The sequence below is a fragment of the Acinetobacter sp. 1207_04 genome, assembly GCF_052850415.1.
Map to the genome: position 1 here is coordinate 16952 of NZ_VXCQ01000006.1, position 17107 is coordinate 34058.

Consider the following 17107-nt stretch of genomic DNA (forward strand, 5'->3'; position numbering starts at 1 on the left):
ACTGTGAATTTTTCTTTTCAGCATTATTTTTTATAATTAGTAAAAGCTATTAACTGTAAACAAGCAATCGCACTATCAATTATGAGCATAAAAATAGAGCTCCAAAATAATTGTGGGTATTCGATGGAGTGATAAAGCGTATTGAGTGGGCTCAATTGGAAAAATGGATACATATCTATATGGACAAATGCATCGAATAAAATGTGACTGAAACTTCCAATGAGTGCACTAAAATATGCAATTCGCCATGAAATTTTGCAGTTGGTATTTAAAAAGCCTTAGAAACCATTTGGAAATTGGCTTAATGATAAGGGGAGAAATACTTCAAATAAGCAATGTACCACTAAATGATGCGTATATAGATGTAAATATTGCCAATTATAGACTATCCCCAATAAAGGCTCTATATCCATGAGCACTTGTGTACTAGCAAAAATCATTAAGCTGAAATGATGTTTTACAACAGTTTTATGCAAGTTCTAGTTCCCAAGTGCAGTGGTGTAAAAGGCATGATCATTCATATTTTGTGTAGTTAAATAGAATATAGGATGAATGTACGATGTGGGTTGTGAACTCTAAATGAAGTTTACATATTCATGTTTCATTAACAGATTTAGTTATTTTTTATTTGATGATTTACATTCAAAAAGACCGCAACAAGTGCGGTCTTTTCATTTTTGGCTAGGTCACTGTGAACTGAATCTAGAGCTTAAAATTAAGCTTGACCTTCAGCAGCAGCGCCTTGAGCACGTTCCATATTTGCTTCGAACTCAGCATCAAAATTGATTGGTGTCAAAAGCAATTGAGGGAAGCTACCTTTAGTTACAAGATCATTCACCGCTTCACGAAGGAATGGGAATAAAATGTTCGGGCAGTAAGCACCAAGGATGTAAGGAAGACGCTCTTCTTCTACACCATCAACCAAGAAAATGCCGGCTTGAGTTGCATCAACAATAAATGCAGTCTCACCGCCATTGTTTGCTTGAACCACAACTTTCAAAGAAACTTCAAAGTGTGTTGGATCAACTTTTTCAGCAGCTGAAGATAAGTTGATGCTTAACTCTGGTTGCCATTCTTTGGTAAAAACATTTGCGCCTGGAACTTCAAAAGATAAGTCTTTTGCATAAATACGTTCTAAAGCTAATTGTGGTTGTTGCTCTTCACTCATTATTTAATCCTTAATATTTTACAAAGTGATTTTTGTGGCTTAAGCCAATAGATCGTTGAGTTTACCTTCTTTTTCTAAAGCATAAAGTTGGTCAAACCCACCAATGAACTGATCATTAATAAAAATTTGTGGCACAGTACGATGATTGGTTTTTTTCGTCAATTCAAGACGTACTTCAGGCTCTTCCTTATCCAAATTGATTTCGGTATAAGCAACACCTTTACGCTCAAGGAGCTGTTTTGCACGAACACAGTATGGGCAGAAAGTTGTAGAATACACTTTTACTTCAGCGGTCATGTTTTGACTCCTTAATTATGCTTTTTTGGCTTTTACTAAAGGTAAACCTTGAGCTTTCCAATTACTAATACCACCATCAAGACGGTAACTGTCAGCATGACCAACTTGTTGCAAAGCTGTGCCTGCAACTTGTCCCATATTGCAAATAAATACAAGTGGGCGTTCAGCTGACTTTAACTCTTCAATATGACTTGCAATTTGGCTGTAGGGAATATTACGGCTGCCACTAATATGACCTTCACGGAAATCTTTAGCATCACGTAAATCAATCAGCATGGCATTTTTAGCTTTAACTAAAATACCCAGAGATTGTGCGGAAATTTTACGACCATTACGTTGTCCTTCAAAAACGAAAAACAAAACAATCAATACAGCTAAAATACCAAACAGAAAGGGGTGATTCCCCATAAATTCGAACCAACGTTCCACAATTCACCTAAATTACAATTCAAAACTGCGTTGAGTATAGCGTATATATATGGTGATCAAAAACTTTGCTTCAAGGTCACCACATAAGAAAATTAATTTTTTTGTTGCGCTTCTGCAATTTCATCAATCAGTTTCAGATAACTGTCTAAACGTCTTGGTAAAATTTCATGATTTGCAACGGCTTGTTTGATCGCACATTGTTTTTCATGTGTATGCGTACAATTACGATATTGGCAATGCCCAAGCAAGTTGGTGATTTCACGAAAACCATTGTTAATTTTATCGGTATCTAAATGCCACAAACCAAACTCACGGATTCCTGGTGAGTCAATGAGCGCACCATTTTCACCAAAACGAATGAGTCGTGTCGATGTTGTGGTGTGTTGTCCAAGTGCTGAGTTTTCAGAAATAATATTGGTTTTCTGATCGGCATTAGGGATGATGGTATTAATCAGAGAGCTTTTACCTACACCTGACTGTCCAACAAAAGCAACAGTTTCACCATCAATACGCTGTTGAAGTTGACTTAAATCACCATTGGACTGTGTCAGCATAACTTCATAACCCAAATCTCGATATTCCTGTACCAATTGGAGGAGAGGATCTTGATCTTTGAGTAAGTCGGTTTTATTGAGGACTAACAATACAGGAATATCTGCATCGGCACATGCCACTAAATAGCGGTCAATCAGCGTGGGTGCAGGGTCAGGTAGTACAGCAAATACAACCACAATTAGACTGATATTTGCTGCCACTGGTTTGACTTTATGGTAACGGTCGGGGCGAGTCAGCAAAGATGTCCGTGGGTGAATGGCCGTAATAATACCGAGTCCCGTGTTTGGGTCTGCTTGCCATGTGACACGGTCACCTGTTACCAATAACTCAAGATTGGTACGGGTGTGACAACGCCAAACGCTGCCTAGCTCAATCGGTTTCCAAAATGGTTCAGGTTCACCCTCAGCAACAACAGGTTTAAGTGGATGTTCATCGGGCACAGACAAGGCTTGAACCTCAAGTTGTCGTCCATAATGTTGTACCACCAAACCTTCCAAATCGTTGGATGTATCGACATCTTCTTGGCGGTTTTTCTGCTGTTTTTGAATGCGTCGTTGCTGCTGTTCTGTCAAACGACGCTTACGAATTAAAGCCATTCATACCCTGATTAAAGCGTGAAAATCAAAGGGCAAAATAGCATGATGGGCGAATGAATTACAGCGAAGATACAATAAATTTGCTACTATTACGCTTTATCGTTGAATAAGATTGCACAATATGAGCAGCACTCCAGATACCCGCTTGATTTGGATTGACCTTGAGATGACAGGTCTAGATACTGACAATGATCGAATTATTGAAATTGCGACTATTGTAACGGATGATAATCTAAACATCCTTGCGGAAGGTCCTGTGCTTGCAGTGCATCAATCTGACATTATTTTAAATGCCATGGATGAGTGGAACACACGTCAACATGGTCAGTCAGGTCTGATTGAACGTGTACGCCGTAGTAAATTGAAGGCTGAAGATGCTGAACAACAAACGATAGAATTTTTGAAAAAATGGGTCAGCCCAAAATCATCACCAATGTGTGGTAATTCAATTTGCCAAGACCGCCGTTTCATGCATCGTTTAATGCCTGAACTTGAACAATTTTTCCATTATCGTAACTTAGATGTTTCTTCTGTGAAAGAGCTTGCAAAACGCTGGCGTCCAGAAATTATGAGTGGTTTGAAGAAAAATGCATCACACTTAGCGATGGATGATATTCGTGATTCAATTGCAGAATTAAAATATTATCGTCAATATTTTTTTATTACCAATGATGACTAAAACTTGATTTGGTAAAGAAAAAGAGGTGCACAGCACCTCTTTTTCTTTACATTTTTCAATTCAAATTTTTAAGTTATACTCGTGTATATCTTTAAACAGCTATTTAAAAAGTGGCGGTGAAAATGACCGTTACAAAAAGAAGCAAGCTCTTCATGAGTTTGCCGAATATTCGATTTATAATCCTTCTATATTTTAATTATTACAAAGAGTTGAGATATGCAAAGTAATAACCCTATTTTAACCCGATCGGAAACTTATGCTGATTATAGTCAGCCAATGACCGTGCAGGGTGCTATACAAAAATCTATTTTACTCACTGTGATTGCAGCAATTGTGGGTATCGCATTTTATGTGTACTGTTTTGCAACAGCCAATGTAGGTATGGCAATGACAGGTGCAATTGTTGGTGCTGTCGGAAGTTTGATTTTAGGTTTAATCACAACTTTTAAGCCCAATACTGCACGTATGCTTGCGATTCCTTATGCATTATTTGAAGGTGCATTTTTAGGTGGTATTTCAATTTATTTTCAAATGAAATTCCCAGGTGTACCTTTACAAGCATTACTTGCAACATTTGTAACGAGCTTGGTGATGTTTGGTCTGTATAAATTTAAGATCATTCGCGCGACTGCTAAATTTAAAGCAGTCATTATGTCTGCATCAATCGCCATCTTTATTGTGTTCCTTGTACAAATGGTCATGCGTCTTGCATTTGGTTCAAGCATTCCTTATTTGTTTGAAAGTAATTTGCTAGGTATTGGTTTTGCTGCATTTGTTGCAGTGATTGCATCATTTAGTTTGATTTTAGATTTTGATTTGATCGAATCTGCGGCTGCACAAAGAGCGCCAAAATCATATGAATGGTTATGTGGTATTGCACTGCTCGCAACACTCGTTTGGATGTACTATTCATTCTTACGTTTAATTGGTTTATTGAGTAGTAATGACTAATCCATTGTACTCGTGTAGATATTTAAAAAAGCTTTCCTTGGAAGGCTTTTTTTATGGGTGTAATACAGGAACTTTGATGTTTTTAGTAAACTTTTGAAAAAAGATGCATTATGCAATTTTGTTCTGTGTCTAGACTTGGCATTATGCATGCAAACTTTTTCGAGTGAAAATTTCATGGCACAAGGACTTTTAGCGGGTAAGCGCTTTTTAATCGCAGGCGTTGCAAGTAAATTATCTATTGCATTCGGTATTGCACAAGCATTACACCGTGAAGGTGCAGAGTTGGCATTTACCTATCCAAATGAAAAATTAAAAAAACGTGTCGATGATTTTGCTGAACAATTTGGTTCAACATTGGTTTTCCCGTGTGATGTTGCCAATGATGCAGACATCGATAATGCATTTTTAGAACTTGCCAAGCATTGGGATGGTCTAGATGGTGTCGTGCATTCAATTGGTTTTGCACCTGCGCATACACTTGATGGTGATTTTACCGATGTTACAGATCGTGAAGGCTTCCGAATAGCACACGACATTAGTGCATATAGTTTTGTTGCTATGGCACGTGCGGCAAAACCATTATTATTGGTTCGTCAGGGCTGTTTATTGACATTGACTTATCAAGGTTCAGAAAGCGTGATGCCAAATTATAACGTGATGGGCATGGCGAAAGCATCGCTTGAAGCAGGCGTACGATACCTTGCATCAAGCTTGGGTGAAGAGGGTATTCGTGTCAATGCAATCTCTGCGGGACCAATTCGTACTTTGGCAGCATCAGGCATTAAATCGTTCCGTAAAATGTTAGATGCTAATGAAAAAATTGCACCCCTTAAACGCAATGTCACCATTGAAGATGTGGGTAATGCTGCGCTTTTTCTTTGTTCACCATGGGCAAATGGCATTACAGGTGAAATTTTATATGTCGATGCGGGCTTCAATACCGTGGGCATGAGCGCATCAATGATGGATGCAGATTAAAATTTATAAAGCTTTAGCTGTATAAAACCCGATTTAGACTTTATAGTTTAATTCGGGTTTTCTTTTACGTGAATGGAAGCCAAATTTTATAAAAAGATGTATACAGCACTTTAAAAATAAATCATTCACCCAATAAAAACTATATTCAAACCGCCGTGACACAGTTACTCTATTCCTCATCAGTTTTTACTTTGCTCAACCTACTTGGCTTAACTTGCTTAGTTCAATTTACTCGGCTCAATGCGATTGAACGTTGTATTTTTTAGTTGTTGAATCTGCAAGTGCGAGCTGTTGAAATCTGTCTTAGCTGTACCATTCTTTTTAAGTTGTATTGCGCTTTATTTAAGGAAAAATCATGACCCGTGTAGCACGCTATCATGCAGATCGTACCAATCAAAAATTGTATTTTGCACGACTCGCATGCCAACAAGCAGAGCAGAGTGAGCATGTACAACAGGTGCAGGCTTTTCGTGAATCGGCTGTATTTCACTTGCATGGTGCAGTTTTAGCATTTTTACAAGAATTGGTACGCTACTATCGTTTAAATGATACGTCACCGACTTTAAAATCGATTGAAGAACTCATGGCTGCTAAAGGTCAAATCTCACCTGAAGTCGCTGTTATGCAACAATTGGCAAAATCAGGTTTTATTGCAGAGTTAAAACGTGCATATCGCATGTGCCAATATGCACCTGAACCGAGTGCACCTGAACCTGAAGATGACACATCATCAAACTTAATTATTAAAGTGACACAAACACCGCAAGCATGGTTGCCCGATACTAAAATTTTACGTGAGTGGCATCGTGACTTGACGCAACTAATTGACGGTTTTCGTAACGAAATGGTCGAATTCTAAACTTTCTGTATGCTAGACTTGAAAAAGACCAAGCAGCACCGATATAAAGTATTCACACAGTGCAAAGTGCATTTGGTACTTTGTCCCATGTTGAGCATGGAGGGACTATGTCTATAGAGCAGTTAAAAGAGTTATTTGGCAGTCAGGAAGCAATTCTTGAGCTTGTTCAGCTAGAAAGTGGCGAATTGGCTCTACGTAATTCTGGCTCTGAAAGCACGCCTTTAGTGACCATACAATTTAATGATGACATCAAGGCATTATTGGGTGATCAGACGCCTGTGATTGCTCAGCAGATGATTCAAGCTGCATTGTATGCACTCATGGAAAAACAGACAGGGCAGTGGGAAGCAGAAGTTGTTGATGAGCAACCCATTCACTTTAGTTAATCGATAGAATAAAAAAACGCATCAGATGGTGCGTTTTTTATTGAACAATATATTTATTTGAGCTTAATGCGTTGGCTCATGATGGTGGGCAATTTGAATTTGATTCAAAATATAATTACTCATATTTTTTGCCATTTCCTCTTTTGCATAATACACATCCCCAATATTTTCCCGACGAATGACTTCTGCCTCTTCCTTACTTTCAGCGCAGACCAAAACTTGAATTTTGGGATTGAGTAATTTAGACGTATCGACAATTTTATGAATATCTAAAATATCCATTGGCGAGATAACCAAAAGGCGAGCGTGTTGAATATGGGCTTGAATGAGTACACCTGGTTCAGTTGCACGGCCCGAAACCGCAGCAATTCCTTTTTCACGTAGAGCTTCAACTTTTTCACGGTTTTCTTCGGCAATGACCACTTTGATACCATCATCCATGAGCGTCTTGGTCACACGACGACCGACTTCACCATAGCCAATCATGACCACCTGATCACGTAGATAATCTTGAGAAACTTCATCAGGTAACATGGCTAAAGGATCACCACTACGTTCAAGTAAACGTGCTAAGTGTGAACGCTCACGAATCCAGTTTTGTACAGGCTCAATTGCTGAAAATAAGAATGAATTGAGGGTGATAGAAAATAATGCACCTGCAAGAATCAAATTTTGTCCATCAAGACTGAGTAAGCCTAAAGAAACCCCCAATGTTGCCAAAATAAAGGAAAATTCACCAATTTGCGCTAAACTCGCACCAACTGTTAAGGCTGTATTGAGCGGATAGCGAAAAAATAAGACCAATGCCATTGCAGCAAGTGTTTTACCAATCATAATGATGGCAATTACAGCGATAATATGAAGCGGTTGCTCAATTAAAATTCTTGGGTCAAACAACATGCCGACTGAAACGAAGAATAAAATCGAAAAAATTTCACGAAGTGGTAGCGTTTCTTCTTCTGCACGATGGCTGAAATCTGACTCTTTGACGACCATACCTGCAAAGAATGCCCCCAAAGCCATCGACACGCCAAAAACGGCATAAGAGCCATAAGCAATCGATACAGCAGCGGCAACAACGGTGAGAGTGAAAAGTTCTCTTGAGCCTAAGCGTGCGACATATTGCATGATTAGAGGAACAAGTCGTTTACCGATAATCAACATAAAGGCAATAAAGCCTGCCACTTTAAGCAATGTTATACCAAGTGTCAGCCAAATATTTTCATTACTGCCATGACCTTCAAGTGCATGACCACCTAAAAGTACCGCAGTCGCAGGAAGGAGTACTAAGACTAAAACCATCACAAGGTCTTCGACAAGCAACCAACCGACAGCAATTTTACCATTGACCGAATTGAGTAACCCTTTGTCGCCTAGTGCTTTAAGAAGAACAACAGTACTCGCACACGATAAGCTAAGTCCAAAGACCAATGCTGAGCCGAAACTCCAACCCCAAAAATGCGAAACTGCCATACCTAATAAGGTTGCAACTGTAATTTGTAAAATAGCACCAGGTAAGGCAATACGCCGAACTTGCATTAGATCGTTCAGTGAAAAGTGCATACCAACACCGAACATTAAAAACATCACGCCCAATTCGGCAAGCTGATTGGCGAGGGCAATGTCTGCAACAATACCAGGAGTATTGGGGCTGATGATGATCCCTGCAACAAGGTAACCAATCAGTGGGGGGAGGCGTAAACGAGCAGCGATATAGCCAAAAATGAGGGCAATACCAAAACCAACTGCAAGCAAAATAATCAGATCTACATCATGTGGCACTAAACGCTCCTTAAAAATAGGTAGGAAAAGTGAAAGATAAGAACTTTAAGCATAGAAAATGCCAAAGGAATGCTAGAATTTTAACAAGCTGAGTAAAAAAAGTGCAAAAAAAACGACCCAAAAGGGTCGTATTTTTTAAGAAAACTAAAATTATTTAATTTTAGCTTCTTTGAAGATCACGTGTTGACGGATTTTTGGATCAAATTTTTTGATTTCCATTTTTTCCGGCATAGTACGTTTGTTCTTAGTGGTAGTGTAGAAATAACCAGTACCAGCAGAAGAAACTAAGCGAATTTTATCACGCATGGTTCAGACTCCTTAGATCTTTTGACCTTGAGCACGAAGGTCAGCAAGAACCTTTTCAATGCCCAATTTGTCGATAATACGCATACCTTTTGGAGTTAAACGAAGACGTACAAAACGTTTTTCGCTTTCTACCCAAAAACGGTGGTGGTGCAGGTTCGGCTCGAACCGGCGCTTAGTTTTGTTGTTGGCGTGTGAGACGTTGTTACCAACGACTGGACGCTTGCCGGTAACTTGGCAAACCTTAGACATGGTGTAACTCCATTGATTGAGCCAACAGCAATTCTGTGTGGCCAGTCAAAAATAAACGGATGATTTCATTCAGGGGCGTTTTATACCAAAATTCCGCTTAAAAGACAAGCGGAATCGGCTAAAAATTAGCATGACCTTATTCAATAGATCATACCTTGATCAAGTTAGCGCAGGAAGGTTTTCTCTAAAATACGATTTAGAGGTTTGTCATACGGCGGCAAAATGAACTTTAAGCTAAAAAGCTTAGGAATGGACATTACAGAACGTTCGTGCGATAAACTAAAGAAACCTTCAGGACCATGATATTTACCCATACCTGAAGCACCAACGCCACCAAATGGTAGATCGTCTTGTGCAACATGAGTGAGTACGGCATTTTGACCAAAGTGCCCCGAATGCGTGCGTTGCGATACATAATCGGCGCGCGCATTATCAAAGTCGAAGTAGTATAATGCAAGTGGACGCGGACGGCTATTAATAAAGTCAATTACATTGTCAATTTGATCATATTCCATGATTGGTAGAATTGGACCAAAAATTTCATTCTGCAAAATTTGCATATCAGGAGTCACACCTGTGAGCAACGTTGGCGCAATTTTCCGCACAGTTTCAAGATTCTCATTTTTAGGATTGATTGATGTAATTTCAGCACCTTGCGTTTGTGCATCTTCTAAATAACCTTGAATACGCTTGTACTGTTTATCATTAATAATAGACGTATAGTCATTGTTATCACGTAGGCTTGGATACATGCTACTTGCAATATTTTTAAACTGTCTCATAAATTCGGCAGTTTTACCTTTTGGTAAGAAGATATAGTCAGGTGCAACACAGGTTTGACCTGCATTCCAAAGCTTGCCAAAAGCAATACGCTGAGCAACTTCTTTCATATCGCTTGATGGGTGCACGATAACAGGTGACTTGCCACCGAGTTCCAAAATAACAGGTACAAGGTTTTCAGCAGCCGCAGCCATGACAGTTTTACCGACATTGGTTGATCCTGTAAAAATAATTTTGTCAAAAGCCAAATGACTAAAAGCATCGGAAATTACGCCACCACCTGTCACCACAGAAACGAGTTCTTGTGGGAATGCTTCAGATAAAATATTTTCAAGCACATAACCAAAGTTCATTGATGAGCTTGAAATTTTGATCATGGCATGATTACCTGCAGCCAAGGCACAAATGAGAGGGCCTACTGAAAGTAGAAGCGGATAGTTCCAAGGTGCAATAATACCAATAACACCCAGAGGTTGATATTGTACCCATGCTTTTGCAGGCTGATGTAAAATACCAACATGACGCTTAGATGGTTTCATCCAATCGGTTAAATGCTTGCTATAATATTTAACCTGTTCTAAACATGTTAGTAGTTCACCAATTTTGGTTTCATTGACTGAGCGGTTTCCATAGTCCTTATTGATTGCATCTGCAATCTGGTCTTGATATTTTACCAAAACTTTTTTTAGTCTTGCTAAACGTTCAATACGTTCTTTGGCTGTCGGAACAGGATATCGTTGATATGCTGATTTCTGTTGAGCCAATAAATCATGCATACGCTGGATTTCTGGCGCAAAGGGAGTCATTGAGTTTGTTTTTGTTTGACTGTTCATGACAAACACCATTTACTAATAGATAATTTAATATATTTTTTAGAGTAAATACTCTAATTAGTCAAGTCACTTTAATGTTAGCAAATGCTGACGATTGAAAATGGTATCAAGATGTCAAGCTCCAAAACATTGAAAACGAAAGATCGAATTTTGCAGATTAGTCTGCAACTTTTTAATGAGCGTGGCGAGCGCTCGGTCACCACAAACCATATTGCTGCTGAGTTAGGCATTAGTCCGGGCAATCTGTATTATCACTTTCGTAATAAACAGGAAATTATTAAAGAGTTGATGTCGCAGTACCAAATGGAAACGATGGAGATGCTTTCATTGCCTGATGACCGGGCAGTCAACGCAAATGATAAGATTCGTTATTTTCAGGTATTGAGTAGTCAGTTGTGGGCATATCGTTTTTTACATCGTGATGTTTATCACCTTGTTGAAAATAACGAAGACTTTCGCAAAATTTATCCAAAATTTGCAGGTCAGGTCATGCAACAAGGGCAAAAGATTTATTTAGCTTTTGTTGAGGCGGGATTAATGCAAATGACCCATTCTGAAATTGAAGCTTTAATTATCAATATTTGGATTGTGCTGACCAATTGGACCAATTTCCTTTATATGTCTGGGCATTTAAATGATTCAAATCATTTGGATGAAAAATGGGCATGGCAAGCATTGCGTCAAATGGTTTTCCTCGAAGGCCCGTATTTACGAGGTGAAAGCCGTGCAACTTATGAAAGATTGCTAGATAGTTTTGGTACTTCTGATCTTTTTGCGAGTCTATCAACCTCGAAAGAAGACTGAAATGTATTGTAATATTGAAAGCTGGTAAAAAAGCGTTAGAATAACCGGCTGTTTTTAAATTTATATATAAGTGATATTTAACCAAATGAACATGACCACTGCCAATACTGCACGTTTACTCATTACTTGTGAAGACAAGCCGGGCATCGTACAGGCTGTATCGAGCTTTTTGTATCATCAGGGAGCAAACATTACTGCGCTTGATCAATATGCAACAGAAGCTCAGGGCGGACGTTATTTCATGCGCGTTGAGTTTGAACTTGATGGTTTACAAACTCGTAGAGAAAGTTTGACGCAAACGTTTGCTGCTAATGTGGCAGAGCGTTATGCCATGCAATGGCGTTTAGCTTTGGTCAGTGATGTGAAAAAAGTCGGCATTTTGGTGTCGAAAGTTGATCATGCTTTACTTGAGTTATTGTGGCGTCATTCTCGTGGCGGTTTACCGTGTGAAATTACCAAAGTAGTTTCGAACCATGAAGCTTTACGTGAATCTGTAGAGAACTTCGGAATTCCATTTGAAGTTGTTGCAGTGACCAAAGAAAATAAACGTGAAGCTTATGCGCAAATTGACGAATTAATGCAAGGTAATGATTTACTTGTACTTGCGCGCTATATGCAGATTCTTGATGAAGAGTTTGTACAAAAATGGGAAATGAAAGTCATCAATATTCATCATTCATTCTTACCTGCATTTGTGGGTGCTAATCCATATAAGCAAGCGTATGAAAAAGGTGTAAAGCTTATTGGTGCAACAGCGCATTATGTTACGGCTGATTTAGATCAAGGTCCAATCATTGAACAAGACGTAGAACGTGTAAACCATGATTTTACCGTTGAACAATTACGTGAATTAGGTCAAGACGTAGAGCGTAATGTGTTGGCACGCGCTGTGAAATGGCATCTTGAAGATCGTATTATTGTAGATGGTAATAAAACAGTTGTTTTTCAGTAGTTTGTAGTTTTTTGATGTGAAAAAGGGATGCATAAAGCATCTCTTTTTTTGTTTTTAATTTGGAAAAACAATACAAAGTATTGTAAAAAGTAGTTGCAAATGAAAACACTTCTCATTTATCATTAGCGTAGTTTAATTGTTCAAACCGATGATTACGATTAGCAAAAACATTTGCTGATATTCTCAGATTTAGGTATTCAGATTCATATGAGTCAATCTTCCACAGCAAATCTTCATTCCTCACAATTGTTGAAGAAAAAAGTGTTGCCTGCGCTTATTGCCGTTGTAATCGGTCATATGGGCGTATTATGGGCAGTCGGTCAGTTAAAAACAGTTGACTTAAAACCTGTGGACAAGAAACCCATTAGTGTTAAATTATTAAAAATTCAAGAAGAAGCACCGCCGCCTCCGCCCCCACCACCGCCAGTACAGCAAAAGGTGAAGCCTGAGCCGAAACCAGAGCCTATTAAGCCGCAACCTGTGATCAAGCCAAAAGTGATTGCACAAAAACCACAAGAAAAAGTGGAAAAGGCGATTCATCAGGAAGATCCTCTAAAGAAACAGCGTGAGTTAGAGAATCAGCGGTTGCGCGATCAACAGATTCAAGATAAACAATTACGTGACCAGCAAATGCGTGATCAGGCTGAACGAGATCGTTTAAAGCGTGAGCAAGACGATAAAGCTCGTCAGCAACGTGAACAAGATGAAAAAGCCCGTCAACAACGTGAACAAGATGAGAGAAATCGCCAGAGCCAAAACCAAAGCCGTTCAGTCGGTAAAGGTGATATTTCTTGGCGTTTTAAACCAAAAATTGACCCTGCGGCATTAAGTAAATACTTAGCTAAAGGGCAAGTGGTAAGCGTAGAACTACATTTCTATGCCAATGCCGATGGTTCTGTGAAGAATGTGAAAATGGTGAAAGGTTCGGGAGATGCAGGTTTAGATGCATACATTCTTGGACAAGCACGTAAAGCACAATTTTCACCGTATAAAGTTGATGGTGTAAAAGTACCGTTTGATGTCGGCCAAGACTATACGTTGAAAGGTCAGTAACAGATTAAAGATTTTTAAAAATCAGGAAATGAATATGAATTTTTCAGTTTATTGGCAACATGCGGATGCAATCAGTAAGACACTGTATTTTGTACTGTTGGCGATGTCGATTGCGACTTGGACGATCTTTGTTCTACGTCTAATGGGAACACGTCAGTTAAAACAGGTTGCTCAAACACAATTGACTCAAGCGGTCAGTAAGTTAAAAGCAAAACTTGCACCATTAAGTTTTGATCAACGTAAAGCCGTTGCAGAACAAGCTTTGTTACGTCAAATTTCGACTGAAAAAGCATCGGCTGAAAAAGGTGTTTCTGTACTAGGTACAATCGCATCACTTGCACCCTTTGTAGGACTATTTGGTACAGTTTGGGGTATTTTTCACGCTCTTGTTGCTGTCGGTAAAAGTGGTCAAGCAGGCTTAGCACAAGTGGCAACGCCTGTCGGTGAAGCTCTAATTATGACTGGTCTAGGTCTTGCAGTTGCGATTCCTGCTGTATTGGCTTATAACATTTGTATGCGCTTCAATCGTTCATTGGCGATTGAATTACAAGATCATGCACATGGCTTGCTTATTGATACTATGTTGCAACAAGATTCTTCAGCACAGAAAGCTGAAAAAGTAAGTACTGAAAAAGGTTTAGTTGGGGGTCAAGTTTAATGGCTTTTCAATTGGGTGATGACAACGATGCAGGTATGAATGAGATGAACCTCATTCCCCTGATCGATATTATGCTGGTTTTGATGATTATCTTTCTGGTGACTGCAACCGTTGCTAACCCATCAATTCCATTAACTTTGCCGAAAACAACAGCAGATATTGTTGATCAGCCTCAAGAGGCGGTGACCATTAGTATTAATGCTAAAGGTGATGTGGCTTGGGGTGAAGAAATCATTACGCTTGATGAATTACAAAAGCGTTTTGATGAAGCAGGAAAACAAGCAAGTAAACCACCTATTCAATTACGTGCAGATAAAGAATCTCGTTATGATATGGTTGCACAAGTAATGTCACGTGCAAGTGAAGCTGGTTTAACGGATATTGCATTTGTAAGTGAATAATTGAGTGCCATAAACCGTAACTTAATTCATATAAATAAAAAAGCAATCCATTTGGATTGCTTTTTTATGGCTTAAATAAAGCGAATTATTCTTTGAACACTCATTAAAAAGAAAGCTTAATCATCATTCTTTAATAAGTCATTAAATTTACTTCGTAACTTCATGAGTTTAGGTGGAATTGCAAAGTTACAGTAACCTTGTGAAGGATTACGCGCATAAAAATTTTGATGATAATCTTCCGCAGGATAGAAGGTCGGTACAGGGCTGAGTTCGGTCACAATGTTTAAGCCATCAGCTTTGAGTGAATCAATATAATCGCTTGCTTGTTGCTGTTGTTCGGCATTTTCAAAATAAATCACAGAACGATATTGTGTTCCGACATCATTGCCTTGACGGTTAAGTGTAGTTGGGTCATGGGTGGCAAAGAACACATCGAGTAGTTGTTTAAAATCAATTTGCTGATCATCATAATTGATTTGAATGACTTCAGCATGTTCTGTATCGCCATTACAGATTTGTTCGTAACTTGGGTTTTCGATACGACCACCGGCATAACCACTGATTACGCTCTCGACACCTTTCAGTGACAGAAAAACGGCTTCGGTACACCAAAAACATCCACCACCAAAAATTGCTTGTGCCATGCTTAAATCCTACTTTATATTTGGTTTTATCTTATAAAATACTGTGCTAAAAAAACCTGAATCATCAGGTTTTTTATCAATACGATTAGTTTGTGTTTGACTTGAATTGAAGTACAGGGTTGCCATGTCGATCAAGCAATTTTAATGTTTGACCATAGACTTGATAGCCTGCAACTTTATTTAAGGCTTCATTAAATTTGCTTGAAAGTTCTGCCGTGTTTTGACACATCATTTTTGTAGATGCGAGCTGTCCTAGATTAATCTCATGTTTTTTGACGACATAGCTACCCATAATACGGTTACAGCCATCTGCACCACTTAAGCGCTGTGTTGTCGCATCAAATTGTAAGCTCGGGCTGTTATGTGCTGTAGGGTCTACTTTGTATTCGGTTGCACCGATATGAGTCAGCGACCAATTTTTATTTTGCAATAATTCAAGGTTTTGTTGTTGAATGGTACTTTGTGATGTTACGCAACCTGTCATCAATAATGTCGTGGTGATTGCTGTTGCAAGGGCTATTTTTTTCAACATATTCATCTCGATTTAAAGTTGTATGTGTTTATATAACCATAAATATAGAACAAGTCACTTACTTTTTTATAGGCGGATATGTTGCATTTTATCTGTAACGATTAAAATATGAGCTTGATCAATACATTCAATGCAAATTTAATGTTCAAGCGGAATCAGGGGAAGCTGATTTACAGGTAACCCTAAGCGAATGACTTTCGAAAAATTTTGGCTACTTGGATATTTAAAATGGCTAAATTCTTGTGTCCTAGGATTAAGATATGCGTGTTGATACCATTGTTTCATATCCCATTTTTTATCTAGCGCACCTAAGTCATACAAATAATTTGGTAAATAGCCTGAAACAAGCAAGCGATAATCACGTGGTAATTCATGTGGCTCAATGGCTTGAATCATATCAAAAACAAGCGTAGTACAATTGCTGGTAAGCGTATTATACCATTTAGGTTTTTCTCGTAATTCATCCGATTTTTTGAGATATTCTAAAAATAATTCTTTACGTTCTTTTTCTGCCATTTTGATTGGGAAAAAGTAAACTTGCTCACCGCGTACATTGGTACGTGTGTAAACAATATCTTTTTCATCTGCTGCGATGAGGCTGAGTTCAAATTGTCGAAAGAACCCGCCAATTGCAGAAAAACTTTCAGATTTCTCTTTACGAATTTCAAGTGAAAAGACCAAAGGTTTCTGATTTTTAAAGTCAAAGCTGACTAATGTATGGGCAATTTGAGGTCCCATCCAATAGGATGTCAAAATGTTAATCCCTTCAATTTCATTTAAATTGAAAGTTCGGGTATCCCATTGTTCATCAAATTCAGTTTCAGATTTCCAATTAAAATTACGAATGTTATGTAGCGTGACTACATCGCCATGTCGTTCATAATTGAGAATACGAGAGCCATCAGGACTCCAGTCTAAATTCTGATGAGCAGGAATGTTGAAATACCAAACTAAGCTAAGTGCAAAAGTGATGAGATAAATCAGAATATCTTTACGGCGACTAATAAAATGGGTGAAATAAACACCTAAAATACTCAGAGAAAAAACGATCCAAATGCCGATAAATATACGGCTCAGTAACCAACCACAGGGCTGTTGAACCCAGATGGCAAGACATAACCAAATAGAGGAAAGGACGACAAAAATACTAAAGAGAAAGTGCATGAGGCTCATGCCTAATGCACGTAGAAATATAGCTTTTCCAATGTGATTCAT

The 17107-nt window shown here is 38.6% G+C and carries 21 protein-coding genes; 10 read left to right on the top strand and 11 right to left on the bottom strand.

Annotation, left to right across the window (positions count from 1 at the left end; genetic code table 11):
- Nucleotides 1-715 precede the first annotated feature (715 nt).
- From secB to rsgA, 4 genes are all read right to left on the bottom strand, one after another.
- Complete coding sequence (gene secB, locus FW754_RS06690; protein ID WP_409510230.1) at nt 716-1168, bottom strand: protein-export chaperone SecB; 453 nt, start codon at nt 1166-1168, stop codon at nt 716-718.
- Between the two features lie 39 nt (nt 1169-1207).
- Nucleotides 1208-1465, bottom strand: coding sequence for a glutaredoxin 3 (grxC, locus tag FW754_RS06695; RefSeq protein WP_409510231.1), 258 nt, complete (start codon nt 1463-1465; stop codon nt 1208-1210).
- A 15-nt stretch (nt 1466-1480) separates the two neighbouring features.
- Nucleotides 1481-1894, bottom strand: a complete 414-nt coding sequence (locus tag FW754_RS06700; protein ID WP_409510232.1) for a rhodanese-like domain-containing protein — start codon at nt 1892-1894, stop codon at nt 1481-1483.
- A 92-nt stretch (nt 1895-1986) separates the two neighbouring features.
- A complete protein-coding gene (rsgA, locus tag FW754_RS06705) occupies nt 1987-3045 on the bottom strand; it encodes a small ribosomal subunit biogenesis GTPase RsgA (RefSeq protein WP_446324185.1) in 1059 nt (352 codons plus the stop codon).
- 121 nt (nt 3046-3166) lie between these two features.
- On the opposite strand from rsgA, the gene orn reads away from it, so the two are divergent.
- The 5 genes from orn (at nt 3167) to FW754_RS06730 (ending at nt 6898) form a co-directional block, all read left to right on the top strand.
- Nucleotides 3167-3724 (top strand): oligoribonuclease, encoded by a 558-nt coding sequence (gene orn, locus FW754_RS06710; RefSeq protein ID WP_409510234.1) that lies wholly within the window; start codon nt 3167-3169, stop codon nt 3722-3724.
- Nucleotides 3725-3940: 216 nt separating this feature from the next.
- Entirely contained in the window at nt 3941-4675 is a 735-nt protein-coding gene (locus tag FW754_RS06715) for a Bax inhibitor-1/YccA family protein (RefSeq protein WP_409510235.1), read from the top strand.
- A gap of 174 nt (nt 4676-4849) precedes the next feature.
- On the top strand, nt 4850-5653 hold the full coding sequence (locus FW754_RS06720; protein WP_409510391.1) for an enoyl-ACP reductase FabI: 804 nt from the start codon (nt 4850-4852) through the stop codon (nt 5651-5653).
- A gap of 355 nt (nt 5654-6008) precedes the next feature.
- Nucleotides 6009-6512, top strand: coding sequence for a DUF6586 family protein (locus tag FW754_RS06725; protein WP_409510236.1), 504 nt, complete (start codon nt 6009-6011; stop codon nt 6510-6512).
- A gap of 107 nt (nt 6513-6619) precedes the next feature.
- Nucleotides 6620-6898 carry a hypothetical protein gene (locus FW754_RS06730; RefSeq protein WP_409510237.1) on the top strand — a complete coding sequence of 93 codons (279 nt, stop codon included), beginning with the start codon at nt 6620-6622 and terminating at the stop codon, nt 6896-6898.
- A 63-nt stretch (nt 6899-6961) separates the two neighbouring features.
- Here the strand turns inward: FW754_RS06730 and FW754_RS06735 are convergent, their stop codons facing one another.
- The 4 genes from FW754_RS06735 to FW754_RS06750 form a co-directional block, all read right to left on the bottom strand.
- Complete coding sequence (locus FW754_RS06735) at nt 6962-8680, bottom strand: cation:proton antiporter (RefSeq protein WP_419346127.1); 1719 nt, start codon at nt 8678-8680, stop codon at nt 6962-6964.
- 150 nt (nt 8681-8830) lie between these two features.
- Nucleotides 8831-8986 carry a 50S ribosomal protein L33 gene (rpmG, locus tag FW754_RS06740; protein WP_001205031.1) on the bottom strand — a complete coding sequence of 52 codons (156 nt, stop codon included), beginning with the start codon at nt 8984-8986 and terminating at the stop codon, nt 8831-8833.
- Between the two features lie 12 nt (nt 8987-8998).
- On the bottom strand, nt 8999-9235 hold the full coding sequence (rpmB, locus tag FW754_RS06745) for a 50S ribosomal protein L28 (protein WP_409510239.1): 237 nt from the start codon (nt 9233-9235) through the stop codon (nt 8999-9001).
- 164 nt (nt 9236-9399) lie between these two features.
- Nucleotides 9400-10848 carry a coniferyl aldehyde dehydrogenase gene (locus tag FW754_RS06750; protein WP_409510240.1) on the bottom strand — a complete coding sequence of 483 codons (1449 nt, stop codon included), beginning with the start codon at nt 10846-10848 and terminating at the stop codon, nt 9400-9402.
- 111 nt (nt 10849-10959) lie between these two features.
- Here FW754_RS06750 and FW754_RS06755 point away from each other — a divergent pair, with 111 nt between their 5' ends.
- The 5 genes from FW754_RS06755 (at nt 10960) to FW754_RS06775 (ending at nt 14716) form a co-directional block, all read left to right on the top strand.
- Nucleotides 10960-11652: a TetR/AcrR family transcriptional regulator gene (locus tag FW754_RS06755; protein ID WP_409510241.1), complete on the top strand. Its 693-nt coding sequence runs from the start codon at nt 10960-10962 to the stop codon at nt 11650-11652.
- Between the two features lie 85 nt (nt 11653-11737).
- On the top strand, nt 11738-12604 hold the full coding sequence (purU, locus tag FW754_RS06760; RefSeq protein ID WP_409510242.1) for a formyltetrahydrofolate deformylase: 867 nt from the start codon (nt 11738-11740) through the stop codon (nt 12602-12604).
- A 207-nt stretch (nt 12605-12811) separates the two neighbouring features.
- Nucleotides 12812-13657, top strand: a complete 846-nt coding sequence (locus FW754_RS06765) for an energy transducer TonB (RefSeq protein WP_409510243.1) — start codon at nt 12812-12814, stop codon at nt 13655-13657.
- 34 nt (nt 13658-13691) lie between these two features.
- A complete protein-coding gene (locus FW754_RS06770; protein ID WP_446324186.1) occupies nt 13692-14315 on the top strand; it encodes a MotA/TolQ/ExbB proton channel family protein in 624 nt (207 codons plus the stop codon).
- Entirely contained in the window at nt 14315-14716 is a 402-nt protein-coding gene (locus tag FW754_RS06775) for an ExbD/TolR family protein (RefSeq protein WP_409510245.1), read from the top strand. The genes FW754_RS06770 and FW754_RS06775 overlap by 1 nt, the downstream gene beginning before the upstream one ends.
- 116 nt (nt 14717-14832) lie before the next feature.
- Here FW754_RS06775 and msrA read toward each other — a convergent pair whose 3' ends face one another.
- The 3 genes from msrA to FW754_RS06790 all read right to left on the bottom strand — a co-directional run bounded on the left by msrA (nt 14833) and on the right by FW754_RS06790 (nt 17107).
- The gene (gene msrA, locus FW754_RS06780) at nt 14833-15360 is read right to left on the bottom strand and encodes a peptide-methionine (S)-S-oxide reductase MsrA (RefSeq protein WP_446324187.1); all 528 of its coding nucleotides are present in this window, start codon (nt 15358-15360) and stop codon (nt 14833-14835) included.
- 85 nt (nt 15361-15445) lie between these two features.
- Entirely contained in the window at nt 15446-15892 is a 447-nt protein-coding gene (locus tag FW754_RS06785; protein ID WP_409510247.1) for an META domain-containing protein, read from the bottom strand.
- A gap of 138 nt (nt 15893-16030) precedes the next feature.
- Nucleotides 16031-17107: an Lnb N-terminal periplasmic domain-containing protein gene (locus tag FW754_RS06790; protein ID WP_409510248.1), complete on the bottom strand. Its 1077-nt coding sequence runs from the start codon at nt 17105-17107 to the stop codon at nt 16031-16033.